The following is a 13,306-nucleotide window of genomic DNA, read 5'->3' on the forward strand; positions in this document are numbered from 1 at the left end:
CGCGGCCGCCGCCCCGGCCGCGCTCGCGATGCTCACCACCACGTTCACCGAGGGCCCCCAGCGCGTCCGCGCGCTCGGCGTGTGGAGCGCGGCGAACGCCGCCGGCGGTGCGCTGGGCGTGCTGGCGGGCGGACTGCTGACCGAGTACGCGAGTTGGCGCTGGGTCATGCTGGTCAACCTGCCGATCGTGGCGACGGCCCTCGCGCTGCTCCCCGGGGGCGTTGCGGCCGAGGCACGGCCCGTCCGGCGGGAGCGGCTGGACGCGCCCGGCGCCGCCCTGGCGACCGGAGGAGTCGGGCTGCTGGTGTTCGGTGTCGTGCGGACCGACGTCCAGGGGTGGGGCTCCCCGGCCACGCTGGGGACCCTCGCCGCCGCGATCGCACTCCTGGCCGCCTTCGTCGTCACCGAACGCCGCTCGCCCGCACCGCTGTTGCGCCTCGGCCTGCTGCGCAGCCGCTGGGTCGCCGGTGCCAACGTGCTGGTGTTCCTCGCCGCCGCCGGGCAGTTCTCGGCCTTCTACTTCGTCTCCCTCTACCTGCAACAGGTCCTGGGCATGGGCGCCGCCGCCACCGGCGCCGCGTTCCTTCCCTTCTCCGCCGGGCTGGTCGCGGGCACCGTCGTCGCGACGCGCATCACCGCGACGCGCACCCCACGTGCCGCCCTCGTGCCCGGAGCCGTCATGGCCGCCGCGGGCCTGGCCTGGTTCGCGCTCATCCGCCCGGACGGCGGCTTCCTCGCCGACGTCCTCGGTCCGTCCGTCGTGACCAGCATCGGCACGGGGCTGGTGCTTGCCCCGGTCGCCGCCGCCGCGACCACCGGCATCTCCCCCCGCGAGGCCGGCATGGCCTCCGGCCTCCTCAACAGCTCGCGCCAACTCGGCGGCTGCGTCGGCCTGGCCGCCCTCGCCACCATCGCGGCCCACCGCACCGGCTCGGCCGCCGACCCCGCCGACCTCAACAGCGGCTACGCCCTGGGCCTGGCGGGAGCCGCCGCCCTCTTTGCGGTCGCGGCGGTCGTGGCGATCGGCGCGCTACCCCGCCGCGGACCGGAAACACCCGGCCCGCGCCTCGCTGCCCTCGCAGAGAACCAGCCGGAAGGAACGCCCTCATGACGACAACTCCGATCACATCCGTCGACCTGTTCGCCTCGGCGCTGTACATCCATCCCGACGGCAGGGTCCGAGCCGCCGAACGCCGGATGGCAGGCAGCGACTCCGACGCCTGGCAGATCGCGACGTTCCACGTGGAGACCGACACCGACGTCCACGCCGACCACTGGGAGATGCACCCTGAGGCCGAGGAAGCGGTGTGCTGCCTGGCCGGCGGTGTCCGCCTCTACTTCCGTCCCACCACGCCCGGCGGCACCGAGGACATGGTGCGGCTGCCGGCCGGTACCGCCGTGATCGTCCCGCGTGGCCGCTGGCACCGCCTGGAACTCGACGCCCCCAGCGACCTGATGTCGATCACCCTTCGCAGGGGCACCCTCCTCGAACCGCGCACCGATGCCTGTTGCCGGGAGGGCGGGAATTCGGCGCCACACGAATAACGGCAGCGCGCCGGCCTGATGAGCGGTACGGCGTCGCATGCGGCAGCCGAGGACGCTGCATGCGACGCCGGGTTGCCGTTTCCCGGGAAAGGGAACTCGGTGGCCCGGCAATGGGACCGCAGGTGAGAACCGGTGCTGCCGTTCTGTGAGAAGGCGCCGTGCCTGTCGGCACGATGCCGTGCACACCCGCTCGCCCGTGTGGGTCGCGCCACCGCAGAGGGCCTGGGCCTGCCGCCGAGTCGAACGAGTATCTCGGCCCGCCGGTGAGATCCACGAGTCCGCTTGCCCATGGACGAGTTGTCTGCACCTCCGCCCGTTCCCGAGGCGATCCCGACGGGGCTGGAGCCCGGCAGGGCGGCCCGCGGCGGGAAGGTCGTGAAGCCGGCGGTCCATCGCCCGGCGGACCATCCGCCGGGCGAGCCGGACTTTCGTGGCGAACTCGATCTCCTCGTCGATCCCGGTGTCTCGATCCGCTGCGGGCCGAGAGGCCGGCGGTCGCCTACGGCAGCCGGGCGTGCTCGGCGCGGCTCTCGGCGATGCGCTGCTCGGCGAGGGCGCGGGCCCGGTCGCGGTCGTGGCCGGTGAGCCTGGCGAGGATCGCCGCGAGTGGCCTGACCCTGCCGAAGCCGCCCCAGTGGCCCTCGGGGATCTCGGTGGGGAAGACCCAGATCCGGCCGGGGTCGCGCGGCCAGGCGCCGTCCTCGGCGTCCAGGATCGCCTCGGTGACGTCGGCGATGACGCCCGCGCGCTTCCGGGCGTCGAGCTGGCCCTCGGGCACGGACGGGACGACCTTGTAGCGCGGGGCGTCCGCGATCTCGCCGCCGACGTAGACGGCGGCGGGCCGGTGCAGGAAGAGCCAGGACACCGAGCGGGTGGCCGGGTCGGCGGGGTCGAAGCCCTCGTGGCGGATCAGGATCTCGGTGATGCGGTTGAGCAGGGCCGCTTCCGCCTCCGGCCGCAGGGCGCCGTCGGGGATGTGGACGTCGAGCATCGGCATGGCCGTCGCCTCCTGGATTTAATTTCTCAACTCAGCTGGATCGGAGCCTAGCCGGGACTGAGTGGAGATTGTCAACCCAGGTGCTTCGGGGCGGTCTAGGATCGAGCCATGGCGGAGCAGCGACACCAACGGCGGATCGACCCGGCGAACTGTTCGGTCGGGCGTGCACTCTCGGCGGTCGGCGAGCGGTGGTCGCTGCTGATCGTGCGGGAGGCCCTGGACGGTGTCAGCCGCTTCGGGGAGTTCCGGACCCGGCTGGGAATCGCCAGCAACCTGCTCTCCACGCGGCTCGACGGCCTCGTCGCCGCGGGTGTGCTGCACCGGGTGGCGTACCAGGAGCCCGGCGACCGGCAGCGCTTCGAGTACCGCCTCACCGAGAAGGGCGTCGACCTGAGGCCCACCGTGATCGCCCTGCTGGAGTGGGGCGACAAGTACCTCGCGGACGAGGAGGGCCCGTCGGTCGTCGTCCGGCACGGCACCGCCGACGGCCACGGCTGCGACGAACCGGTCACTCTCGTCCTGACGTGCGCCGCCGGACACACCGGCCTGCCCCCGGACTCCGTCTACCGCAGCCCGGGCCCGGGCGCCCGCTTCCTGCCGTCCTGAGCGGCCCCGCCACTGGGCCGGTCCGCGCGGCGACGTGCCGTGGCCGTGGCAGTGTCCCTGCCCGGCCGGCCGTCCGCACCCGCGGGCGGCCCCGAGGTCGGGCCCGGGACTTCAGCCCGGTTCGACTTCAGCCCAGTTCCATGAGGATGTCGGCGCGGGCGTAGTAGTCGGCCACCGGGAGCCGGTCGCGGGTGATCCTCACGAACCCGGCGTCCTCGTAGAGGTGGACGGCGGGGGCCAGCCTGCTGTTCGTGCCGAGGAACAGCCTGGCCGCGCCGAGTGCCCGGGCCCGGCCGATCGCCGCGGCCACGAGCCGGCGGCCGATTCCGCGCCCCTGCGCGCCGGGGGTGACGGCCATCTTCGCCAGCTCGAACACGGCGTCCGGGTGGGCCAGAAGCGCAACGCACCCCACGACGGTTCCGCTTCCCGGCTCGCGGGCCAGGAGCACGTCGCCGCCCGGGTCCACGATGCGGCCGAACGGATCCCCGAGCACGGCCCGGTCCTCCTCCTCCAGGGTGAACAGCTGTGAGATCCATTCCTCGTTCAGCGCGCGGAACGCGTCGGCGTCGCTGGGCGAGGCGATCGAGGAGACCACGGGCGGTGCGGACGCGTACGGCATGGGGCGGGTTCCTTCCCTGGACGACACCACGTCAGCCTGCGACTGCGCCGACTCATGTGTCCAATACGTACACCGGCCGCCATCCATAGGCTGGAGATATGGATCAGCGAATCGAGCTCCGGCATCTGCGCTACTTCCTGGCGCTGGCCGAGGAATTGCACTTCGGCCGCGCCGCCCGCCGGCTGCACATCGCCCAGCCGGCCCTGTCCCAGCAGATCAGGCAGCTGGAGAAGATCGTCGGCGTCGAGCTGTTCCGGCGGACGTCCCGGAGCGTGCGCCTCACGGACGCCGGGATGACGTTCCGGCCGCGGGCGAGGGACCTCCTGGGCCGGCTGGCCGCCGATCTGGACGAGGCCGGCCGGGTCGGCCGCGGCGAGGCCGGCCGCCTGGACGTCGCCTTCATCACCTCCGCCGCCGCGATCGTCAGCGAACGGCTCCGGGCCTTCTCCCTCCGCCGCCCGGACGTCCAGGTCAGGCTGCACGACGGCTTCACCGTCGACGTCCTGACGGCCCTGGAACGCGGCACGGCCGACATCGGGATCGTCCGTGATGCCGAGGAACGCGACGACATCGACCTCGCCCTCCTGACGACGGAACGGTTCGTCGCGGTCGTCCCCGCCGACCACCCCGCCGCGGAGGGAGACCGGGTGGAAGCGGCGGCGCTGGCCACCGACCCCCTGATCCTGTTCCCGCGCTCGGCGGGAGCCCGCGCGTTCGACGTGAACACCCAGCCGATCCGGGACACCGGCAACGACGTCCGGGTCGTACAGGAGTGCTCGAACTGGCACACCGTCATCATGCTCGTCGCCGCGGGCCTGGGCGTCACCATTGCCCCCCACAGCGTCACCACGCTGCTCCCCGCGGGCGCCCGGCGCCTCGAACTCGACGGGCCGTCCGCCATGAGCCGGGTCTTCCTGGCCACCCGCCGAGGAGACGACCGGCCCCTCGTGCGGGCCTTCGTCGCGGCCTCCGAATCCGTGGCGGGCCGGGACGGACGGTCGAACGACGCGCCCTTGATGCTGTCCTTCACCGCGACGTAGGCCTTGCGCCCGTCCGGGCTGACCGCCACCGAGGCGGGTGACGCGTCCAGTTCGACGGTCCGCGGGACACCCGGGACCGGCCCGCCGGACGTGCCGGTGACGGCGCCGGCGGAGCCGGACCCGGCGAGAAGCAGTGCCGCACCCGCCGCCAGGGCGCCTGACCAACGGGCCTTCGGCAAGAGCGAGTGCCCGTACGAGGTGTGGCTTCGGTGAGGCACACGAAGGCCGCAGCCCTGCGGGAGGGCTCCGATCCGTCCGTGCCGGTGACGATCGGACCGCTGGCACCCGGTGCGGGAGTGGTGTGCACGGGAACCTCCAGGACGTGCGGTCCGACCAAGGCCCGCCCGGCGGGCAGCAGCGGCCCGGAGCCCCGCTCCGACCGGCGGACGACGTGTACGTTCCGGAACCGCTGACGCGCCGCGCCGCCCCGCTTCCGGGGCGGCGCACGCCGGTCAGTCAGCCGATCGCCGCAGAAGGTAGGTGTCCATGATCCAGCCCTTGCGCTCGCGCGCCGACTCGCGCAGTTCGCGGATCCGCGGGGCGGCTTCGGCCAGCGGGCCGGCGACCAGGATCTCGTCGGGAGTGCCGAGGTAGGCGCCGTAGTGGATCTCCAGCCCCTCGGGGTCGATCCCGCTGAAGGCGGCCCGGCCGTCGAGCATCACCACCACGTCGTCCACGTCCTCGGGGAACCCCTCGGCCAGGCGGCGGCCGGTGGTGATCTGTACCGGGCGGCCGACCCGGGTCAGCGTGGTGCGGTGGCGGGCGGCGAGCGCGGACACACTGCTGATGCCCGGGATCACCTCGTAGTCGAACGCGACCGTGCCGCGGGCCCGTACGTCGTCCACCACGGCGATGACACTGTCGTAGAGGCTCGGATCCCCCCAGACCAGGAACGCGCCCGTCTCGCCCTCACCGAGGTGCTCGACGGCCAGCTGCTCGACCAGGTCGGCGCGGCGGACGCGCCAGTCGTCCACGGCGGTCGCGTATGCCGGGGTGGTGCGGTCCCGCTCCGCGTCCGGCGCTTCGACGAGCCGGTGCCCGGGCCGCCCGTGCTCGGCCAGGATCCGGCGACGCAGCCGGATCAGGTCCTGCCGTTCCTCGCTCTTGTCGAGGATGAAGAAGACATCCGTGCGGGCGAGTGCCTTGACCGCCTGCAGGGTGAGGTGGTCGGGGTCGCCCGCGCCGATGCCGATGACGAAGATGTGCCGCATGAGAGGCATTCTGCCGTCCGAGACACCCTGATCACGCCGGCAGCCGGGAGGAGCGCGTCGCGAAGCCGGGTATGGACCACCGTGACGTGACGCACGAACCCTTGACCGGATCTTTTCCGTTTCGCCATGATGGGCCGTCAAGTAGCGACTCCGCCGATGGGGGAAGTCCGGTCCGAATCCGGCGCTGACCCGCAACGGTAGGCCTCCGGCTCCACGTCGGCGGCGAGCCCGATTACCCGTCGGCGGAGGTGTGTCGTCCCCTCCTCCCGTCGTGGTCTGCGGGCCGGAGCTCCGAGGGCTGCCCGGCGTGTCGCCGACGTCCTCCGGGCCCCTGCGTCCAGGCCCGGAAAGGCACCCATGCCCGCGCTCCGCCGCACTCTCGGTCTGCTCGCGATACCCGCCCTCGCACTCGCCACCGCGCTCCCGGCGGCCACCGCCGCCCACGCCGCGCCCGCCGCCGCGACCTCGTCCCCGACGGTCCGCCCCGACGCCGCCGCGGGCGGCTGGCTGGCCCGCCAGCTCGTGGACGGCGACCACTTCGAGTCCGTCTTCAACGGGACCGCCTACCCCGACCAGGGCCTGACCGTGGACGCCGTGCTGGCCTTCGCCGCCTCGCACAGCTCCGACGAGGCCGCCGCGAAGGCCACCGCCTGGCTGGCGAAGCCCGAGATCATCAGTGGCTACCTCGGCGACGGCACCACCGAGGCCTACGCGGGCGCGACCGCCAAGCTGCTGCTCGCCGTCGAGGTCCGCGGTGGGAGCCCGACGGCCTTCGGCGGCGTCGACCTGCCGGCCCGCCTGCGCTCGCTGCAGACCGCCGAGGGCCGTTTCTCCGACCGCTCCCAGTGGGGCGACTACAGCAACGCCTTCGGCCAGTCCCTCGCCGTGATCGCCCTGCACCGCACACCCGGTGACGCTCCGGCGGCGGCTGTCGACTTCCTCGCGAACAGCCAGTGCGCGGACGGCGGCTTCCCGGTCTCCTTCGGCCAGGCCACCTGCACCAGTGACCCCGACGCCACCGCACTCGCCGTCCAGGCCCTCGCCGCCACCGGTCGCGCCGCCAAGGCGAACACGGGCCTGGGCTGGCTCACCGCCCACCAGAACACCGACGGCGGGTTCGCGGCGGCCGGGGCGAGCGCCTCCAATGCCAACACCACCGGCCTGGCCACCCAGGCGCTGCTCTCCGGCGGGCGCCTCGTCGCCGGCCTCAAGGGCTGGAGCCGGTTGGTCACGTTCCAGCAGGGCTGCTCCGCCGACCCGGCGGTCCGCGGAGCCGTCGCCTATGACGCGTCCGGCTTCAACGCGGGCAACGGCGCCCGGGCCACCGCGCAGGCCGTCCTCGGCCTCGCGGGCACCCCGCTGGCCACCCTCTCCGCTTCCGGGGCCCGCCCCGATGCCCCGACCCTGGCCTGCCCGGCCCCGGTCGCGCGCTGAACGAGCCTGACACCAGGAGGATTTCACCGATGACCGACACTCTCACCGCGGTCCGCCCGGCCCGCCGTACGCTCGGGTCGATCGCCGCCGCGGCGGCCCTCACCGCCGGACTGCTCGGCGTCTGCGCCGTCCAGGCCCCGCAGGCGCAGGCGGCCGCCTGCACCGGCACCACCGGAGTCACCGTCGTGGTCGACTTCACCGCCGTCGGCGGCGGCATCCAGACCGGCTGCGCGCTCGGCGACCCGGCCAGTGGCCTGGCCGCGCTGACCGGCGCCGGATTCTCGTACGCCTTCCACCCGCGCTACCCGGGCTTCGTCTGCACCATCAACGCCCTGCCGACGACCTGCACCAACCCGACCGGCAGCGCCTACTGGTCGTACTGGCACGCCCAGCACGGCGGCCCCTGGTCGTACAGCAGCCTGGGCGCGGGCAGCTACAACCCGGCACCCGGCGACGTCGAGGGCTGGTCCTTCGGTGCCGGCGCGCAGCCGGGCATCACCGCGCCCTGAAACGCGGAGGCCGACCGGCGCCCCGGTCCCTTCTCCGGAAGGAGCCGGGGCGCCGGCGACAGGGGCTCAGGCGCCGCGGGACAATCGGCGCCGCCGGACGAAGTGTTCGACCAGCAACACCGTGGCTACCGCAGCGGCCGTGAACAACAGCGTGTTGACCACGATGCCCGCGGTGGTCAGCCATGCGGGGTCGTCGCCATCGGGCAGGCGCGTCTCGGTGAACAGCCCGCCGATGCCCGTCAGCAGACCCCGTGCGAGGTACACGGCCGCCAGAGCCAGGAGTCCCGTGGGCAGTGTGAGGGCGATCGCGCCGAGGTAGAAGCGTCCGTTCTGCGTCAGCCCGCCCAGCGCGGCGAGCGTGCCGACCAGTGCCACGTAGCCGCCTGCCGCCCATCCGGAAACACTCATCGCCATCCGTCCCCCTGTCTCCGGTGGCCCGGCGGCGGATCCGCCGCCGGGCCGTCGTGGATCGTTCCCGCCGGAGCGAGGGGTCGGCGCCCCCTCCGGCGTCGTGCGGTCAGCTGCCGTAGCGCAGCGAGACGGTGTCGCCGAGGTGGACGGTGGTGGCCCGGGTGGCGGCGGTGGCGGTGGCACCGTCCAGGCTGACCTTCCAAGTGGAGGAGCCGCCGTTGGCCGTGCCGTTGAGCGCGGTGATGGTGCCGCCGCCGGTGGACGGGGTGACGGAGGTGACGCAGCCGCTCGGGGTGGCGGTGCCCGCCGGGTCGAGGACGTCGCCGAGGGTCGTGGTGGTGCCGGTGGGGGTGAGGGTGACGGCGCAGACCCTGAGCGCGCTGGTGCCGTCGTCGACGACCAGGGAGAGGCGGGCGGCCGTGCCGGCGGTGAAGTCGGTGGTGGCGGCCCAGGTGGGCTCGCCCGCGGTGGTCGGGGTGGGCGGGGTGGCGGTGAACCCGGCGCCGGCGACGGCGCGCAGGCCGTCGACGGAGGCGTAGGGCGACGGGCTGGTGTCGGTGGGCAGGTACTTGAAGCCGCCGCCGGGCTTGAACTGCTGGGCGATGAGGAAGTCGACCGGAGTCTTGCCGGTGCCGCTGGTGAAGTCGGCGCCCTGGGGGTTGATGCCGCAGGCGTTGAGGCCGGACACGGCCCAGCCGTTGGAGTCGGTGTTGACCCCGAACATGGCGTTGAAGGCGCCGGAGGCGGCGAGCTTGCCCTTGAGGAAGTTCTTGGCGGCGACGATCGCCGGGTCGGTGTTGGGCACGCCGCCTGCGCACAGGGAGGCCATGGCAGCGCCGGTCATGTCGATGTCGCTGCCCTGGGCGAGCGCCGTCGGGTCGCCCGCGGCCTTGCTGTAGTTCCAGCCGCCGTCGTTGTGCTGGTTGGCGCGCACCGCCGTGACGGAGGCGTCGATGAGCTTCTGCGGGGAGCGCTGGGCGCCGGCCTGGGTCTTGGCGCCGGCTAGGGCGAGCAGGCCGAAGACGGTGCCGTTGAAGTTGGCGGACGGCCCGTAGTAGCCGGGCTCGGCGCTCTGCCAGTAGGCGGTGAGGTCGGCAAGGAGATTGCGGCCGGGGCCGACGCGGGCGGGGTCGATGCCCGCGGCGTAGGCGTTGAGGATGCCGCGCTCGTAGTCCGTGGCCACGGGCGAGGCGCTGGGCCGGCCGGGGGCGGCGAGCTGGTTGCGGTACACCAGGCGGGCGTTCTTGGTGGTGTCCCCGCCGGGAGTGACGTCGGCGGCGGCCGTTCCAGCGGCGGCGAGCGCGCTGAAGGCCCACTCGTTGGAGAGCCCGCCGCCGGTGACGTAGCTGCCGTCGGCGGCCTGGAGAGACTTCAGGTACGTGACGCCGGTGCTCCTGGAGGTGGCTATCTGGGCCGGGGTGGCGGTCGCGTGGGCGGGGACGGCAGAGAGCAACAGGGCACCGGCCGCCAGCGCGACGGTGGTCGCCGAGGCAGCACGGGATGGGGTGAGGAGGGGCACGGGACAGGCTCCTTGGGGTGGCGGGCGCCGACCCTGCCCCGGAATTCCTGCGTCCACTCGGGGCGCGCGACTGCCGGAGCGGTCGCCGCCCGGATCGCGTGGGCCGGCTTTCGCCGTGGTGCACGGCCGGGCGGGCATTCGGGCTCGGGACGGCACGACCACCGCCCCACACCGCTGCGCGTCAGCCCCGGATTCGCACCGGGTTCCCCCACTCGGCCACAGCGGACGCTATCGCACGTCCCGTCGTCCGACGAGGTGATGTGAACGATCTGACGCCCCGTTGACTCCTCATCGGCCGCCATGGTCTGATGAACCGATTTTTTGCCCTCGGCATTCAGGGGAAGCCGGTCCAACTCCGGCGCTGACCCGCAACCGTGGACCCACCTGAGGGTGGGTGAGCCGGAATGCCTGGACCGGGGGTCTGTTCACAGAGCACTTGCGTCGTCGCGGACTACGACGCAGTCTTGGCGGCCCCCTTCCCGGGGTGCCGTGGGCTGCGCCGTTGCCTCCCGTGTCGACCGACCAGGGAGTCGCCGTGAGGGTCAGCAGCAATCGCACACGTCACAGAAACCGGGACCTCGCCTCCCTGGTGATCGCCGGAACCGTCGCGGTCGCCGCCTGCGGCACGGTCCTGCTCGGACACCCCGGAACCGCGGCAGCCGACCCGATCGAGCAGTGCACGGCAACGACGGGCGCGATCGTCGCCGTCGACTTCAGCCACTGGGGCGGCGGTGTCGTCCGGGGCTGCGACGCCCACCCCACGACGGGCATGAACCTGCTGCACAATGCCGGTTTCACCACGACCGGAACCGGACACGACGGACCCGCCTTCATCTGCCGGCTCGGGACAGGGACCTTCAACGGCGGCGTCCAGTACCCGACACCGGCCGAGGAGCCGTGCGTCAACACACCGCAGGCCACCGCGTACTGGTCGTACTGGATCGCCGAGCCCGGCCAACAGACCTGGTCCTACAGCCGGTTCGGGGCCGGCACGCAGAAGCCCAAGCCCGGCGAGGTGGAGGCCTGGGTCTACGGCGGCACGGACATCGGCGGCACCAGCGGGGCGCCGAGCTTCACTCCGGACTCCGTCCGCACCAAGAACGGCGGCCCCTCGCCCTCTGTGTCCCCTTCCGCGACCCCGAGCCCGACCGGATCGCCGTCCGCCACGGGTGATCCGGCGGCCGCCGCGGCCTGGCTGGCCGGTCAACTCGTCGGCGGCGATCACATGGAGAACTGGGCCGCCCCTGGGCCGGACTACCCCCGGACCGCCCTCACCGCCATCGCGCTCGCTGCCGCCGGGACGCAGGACCCGGCGCTGCGAAAGGTCATCGGCTTCCTCGCGGACCACACCGACGCGTTCCTGTACCCCGACGGTCCGACCGACAGGCCCGACACGAGGGCTGCCGCCCTGCTGGCCCTCGTCGCCGAGAGTACGGGTCGCGACCCCCGTGCCTTCGGCGGCCGGGACCTGGTTGCCGTGCTCACCGAGCACGTGTGCACCGTAGCTGGGGAGAACGGCAAGTGCACCGCTGCCGGGGACTTCCTCGGTGCGGCCTCGCCCTGGGTCCAGTCCCTCGGCGTCATCGCCCTCCAGCGCGCCGGCGTCGCACCGCCCGCCCCGGCGCTCGCCCGCTTCACGGCGCTCCAGTGCGCCGACGGCGGCATGGCCGGATCGATGATCGTCGCCGGTGACCACTGCGAATCCGACCCGCTCACCACCGGCCTCGCGGTCCTCGCCCTGCGCACGGCCCCCGGGTACGAAGCAGCCGCCAAGAAGGCCGCCGACCAGCTCGCGGCGAGCCAGCAGCCCGACGGCTCCCTTTTGCCGTATGTCGGCGCCCCCGGCGACACCACCAGCACCGCAAGCGCCGCCCAGGCGTTCAAGGCCACCGGCCAGGGCTCTCGCCGGGCCGCCGCCACCGCCTGGCTCGCCGCCCGCCAGGGCAAGGACGGCGGCTTCGGCCCGGACGCGTCGACCACTGATCCGGACACCGCCGCCACCGAGCAGGCCATCCTGGTCCTGACCGGCACCGATCTCACCAGCGTCCGGCACGATCCGGCCGGTGCCACGACCACGCCGACCCCGCCTGCGGGGAGGAAGCCCGACGCGGCCAAGGGGAGTGCCTACCTCACCGACCCGTCCCGTCTGATCGACGGTCACTACTACGAGGGGTTCCCGGCCTTCGCCGACTTCGGCCTGACCATCGACGGGGCCTACGCCCTCGCCGCGACCGGAACCGACGACGCCGCGCTGCGCAGGATCGTCGACTTCCTGGATCAGCAGGGCAAGGACGCCAGCGAGCGCACCGTCAACGACTGGACCGCGATCGGCACCGAGTACGCCGGCGGCGGGTCCATCGGCAAGGAGGCGCTGCTCGCCGAGGTGGTCGGCCGCAACCCGCGGGCCTTCGGCGGCCGCGACCTGATCGCCGCCCTCGCCGCGATGGTGTGCACCAGGGCCGACGCGAACACCGGCTGCGACGCCCCGGGCAACTACACCTACGCCACCTCGGTCTTCTCCCAGTCGCTCGCCGTCATGGCCCAGCTCCGGGCCGGGGACGCGACCGACGCTGCCCCCGCGATCGCCTACCTGAAGAGCCTCCAGCACCCGGACGGCTCCTGGCCGAGCCTGATCCCCGCCACCGGCGACTCCGACGTGGACAGTACGGCCATGGCCGTCATGGCCCTCGCCCTCGTCCCCGGGGACGAGGCCGCCCAGGCGGTCGACAAGGGGCTCGGCTGGCTCGCCGCGCGGCAGCTGCCCGACGGTGGCTTCCCCGGTGCGGCCGGCGACTCCACCAACTCGGCCGCGCTGGCCGTCCAGGGCATGACGCTGCGCCAGGCCACCTACGGTGGACAGATCGCCAAGGCGCTCGACTTCCTCGCGGGCCAGCAGAACGGTGACGGCGGGTTCAACGTCGCCTCCGGCGGGCAGCAGGGTTCGGACGTCCGGGCCTCGACGCAGGTCCTGGGCGGTGCCACCGGGATCTCCTTCGGCACGCTCTCCCGCAACCTTGGCGGAACGCCGACGCCGACGCCGACCCCGACGGGTACTCCCATCGGGACACCGACCGGTACGCCCTCCGGCACCCCGACGGGCTCGCCCACCACGACCGCGCCGATCCCGGTCACCGACACCCCCTCGTCCGGCGGTGGCGCTGCGTCCGGCGGCGTGCCGGGGCAGACCGGTTCAGGCAATCTGGCCAGCACCGGAAGCCAGGCACTGGCGCTGACGGCGGGCGCCGGTGCGCTGACCGCGCTCGGCGCCGCGGCCGTCCTCGTCGCCCGTCGCCGCATCGCGGCCACCCCGGGGCGGCACCGGTGAGCCGGGGACTCGGTGAACGGCTCGCCCGGCTGTCCGGGGCGGCGGCGCTGACCTCCGCGCTCGCGTTCGGCGGCGTCGCCGTGGGCGCGG

At 73.6% G+C, this 13,306-nt stretch carries 12 protein-coding genes and 3 riboswitches; of the genes, 7 read left to right on the forward strand and 5 right to left on the reverse strand.

Features of this window, described 5'->3' with window-relative positions; all coding sequences use genetic code 11:
- The coding region (locus tag KS423_RS22375; RefSeq protein WP_224281355.1) for an MFS transporter at nt 1-1,111 on the forward strand (1,111 nt) is incomplete at its 5' end.
- A complete protein-coding gene (locus tag KS423_RS22380; protein WP_224281356.1) occupies nt 1,108-1,545 on the forward strand; it encodes a cupin in 438 nt (145 codons plus the stop codon). The genes KS423_RS22375 and KS423_RS22380, both read left to right, overlap by 4 nt.
- A gap of 499 nt (nt 1,546-2,044) precedes the next feature.
- On the opposite strand, the gene KS423_RS22385 is transcribed toward KS423_RS22380, so the two are convergent.
- Nucleotides 2,045-2,542 (reverse strand): hypothetical protein, encoded by a 498-nt coding sequence (locus KS423_RS22385; protein ID WP_224281357.1) that lies wholly within the window; start codon nt 2,540-2,542, stop codon nt 2,045-2,047.
- Between the two features lie 108 nt (nt 2,543-2,650).
- Here KS423_RS22385 and KS423_RS22390 point away from each other — a divergent pair, with 108 nt between their 5' ends.
- Complete coding sequence (locus KS423_RS22390; RefSeq protein WP_224281358.1) at nt 2,651-3,148, forward strand: helix-turn-helix domain-containing protein; 498 nt, start codon at nt 2,651-2,653, stop codon at nt 3,146-3,148.
- Nucleotides 3,149-3,275: 127 nt separating this feature from the next.
- Here the strand turns inward: KS423_RS22390 and KS423_RS22395 are convergent, their stop codons facing one another.
- On the reverse strand, nt 3,276-3,767 hold the full coding sequence (locus KS423_RS22395; RefSeq protein ID WP_224281359.1) for a GNAT family N-acetyltransferase: 492 nt from the start codon (nt 3,765-3,767) through the stop codon (nt 3,276-3,278).
- A 98-nt stretch (nt 3,768-3,865) separates the two neighbouring features.
- Here KS423_RS22395 and KS423_RS22400 point away from each other — a divergent pair, with 98 nt between their 5' ends.
- Nucleotides 3,866-4,807, forward strand: coding sequence for a LysR family transcriptional regulator (locus KS423_RS22400; protein ID WP_224281360.1), 942 nt, complete (start codon nt 3,866-3,868; stop codon nt 4,805-4,807).
- A gap of 452 nt (nt 4,808-5,259) precedes the next feature.
- On the opposite strand, the gene cobF is transcribed toward KS423_RS22400, so the two are convergent.
- Complete coding sequence (gene cobF / locus KS423_RS22405; RefSeq protein WP_224281361.1) at nt 5,260-6,018, reverse strand: precorrin-6A synthase (deacetylating); 759 nt, start codon at nt 6,016-6,018, stop codon at nt 5,260-5,262.
- Between the two features lie 110 nt (nt 6,019-6,128).
- Nucleotides 6,129-6,277: riboswitch (cobalamin riboswitch) on the forward strand.
- A 98-nt stretch (nt 6,278-6,375) separates the two neighbouring features.
- Here cobF and KS423_RS47480 point away from each other — a divergent pair.
- Together KS423_RS47480 and KS423_RS22415 are read left to right on the forward strand one after the other, a co-directional pair.
- Nucleotides 6,376-7,452: a prenyltransferase/squalene oxidase repeat-containing protein gene (locus tag KS423_RS47480; protein WP_263455127.1), complete on the forward strand. Its 1,077-nt coding sequence runs from the start codon at nt 6,376-6,378 to the stop codon at nt 7,450-7,452.
- Nucleotides 7,453-7,481: 29 nt separating this feature from the next.
- Nucleotides 7,482-7,961, forward strand: a complete 480-nt coding sequence (locus KS423_RS22415) for a flagellar hook-length control protein FliK (RefSeq protein ID WP_224281362.1) — start codon at nt 7,482-7,484, stop codon at nt 7,959-7,961.
- Between the two features lie 66 nt (nt 7,962-8,027).
- Here the strand turns inward: KS423_RS22415 and KS423_RS22420 are convergent, their stop codons facing one another.
- On the reverse strand, nt 8,028-8,375 hold the full coding sequence (locus KS423_RS22420) for a hypothetical protein (RefSeq protein ID WP_224281363.1): 348 nt from the start codon (nt 8,373-8,375) through the stop codon (nt 8,028-8,030).
- A gap of 103 nt (nt 8,376-8,478) precedes the next feature.
- Entirely contained in the window at nt 8,479-9,891 is a 1,413-nt protein-coding gene (locus tag KS423_RS22425; RefSeq protein ID WP_224281364.1) for a hypothetical protein, read from the reverse strand.
- Between the two features lie 132 nt (nt 9,892-10,023).
- Nucleotides 10,024-10,100: riboswitch (cobalamin riboswitch) on the reverse strand.
- A gap of 77 nt (nt 10,101-10,177) precedes the next feature.
- Nucleotides 10,178-10,322: riboswitch (cobalamin riboswitch) on the forward strand.
- Between the two features lie 104 nt (nt 10,323-10,426).
- Here KS423_RS22425 and KS423_RS22430 point away from each other — a divergent pair.
- Complete coding sequence (locus tag KS423_RS22430; RefSeq protein WP_224281365.1) at nt 10,427-13,216, forward strand: prenyltransferase/squalene oxidase repeat-containing protein; 2,790 nt, start codon at nt 10,427-10,429, stop codon at nt 13,214-13,216.
- The last annotated feature ends 90 nt before the right edge of the window (nt 13,217-13,306 follow it).

The organism is Streptomyces sp. LS1784 (genome assembly GCF_020103755.1).
In the GTDB taxonomy this organism is placed as follows: Bacteria; Actinomycetota; Actinomycetes; order Streptomycetales; family Streptomycetaceae; genus Kitasatospora.

Excerpts from the sequence above, each read along its gene's own strand:
- cobF (WP_224281361.1), bottom strand. The coding sequence starts at position 6,018 with ATGCGGCACATCTTCGTCATCGGCATCGGCGCGGGCGACCCCGACCAC.
- KS423_RS22420 (WP_224281363.1), bottom strand. The coding sequence starts at position 8,375 with ATGGCGATGAGTGTTTCCGGATGGGCGGCAGGCGGCTACGTGGCACTG.
- KS423_RS22385 (WP_224281357.1), bottom strand. The coding sequence starts at position 2,542 with ATGCCGATGCTCGACGTCCACATCCCCGACGGCGCCCTGCGGCCGGAG.
- KS423_RS22390 (WP_224281358.1), top strand. The coding sequence starts at position 2,651 with ATGGCGGAGCAGCGACACCAACGGCGGATCGACCCGGCGAACTGTTCG.
- KS423_RS22400 (WP_224281360.1), top strand. The coding sequence starts at position 3,866 with ATGGATCAGCGAATCGAGCTCCGGCATCTGCGCTACTTCCTGGCGCTG.
- KS423_RS22395 (WP_224281359.1), bottom strand. The coding sequence starts at position 3,767 with ATGCCGTACGCGTCCGCACCGCCCGTGGTCTCCTCGATCGCCTCGCCC.
- KS423_RS22380 (WP_224281356.1), top strand. The coding sequence starts at position 1,108 with ATGACGACAACTCCGATCACATCCGTCGACCTGTTCGCCTCGGCGCTG.
- KS423_RS47480 (WP_263455127.1), top strand. The coding sequence starts at position 6,376 with ATGCCCGCGCTCCGCCGCACTCTCGGTCTGCTCGCGATACCCGCCCTC.
- KS423_RS22415 (WP_224281362.1), top strand. The coding sequence starts at position 7,482 with ATGACCGACACTCTCACCGCGGTCCGCCCGGCCCGCCGTACGCTCGGG.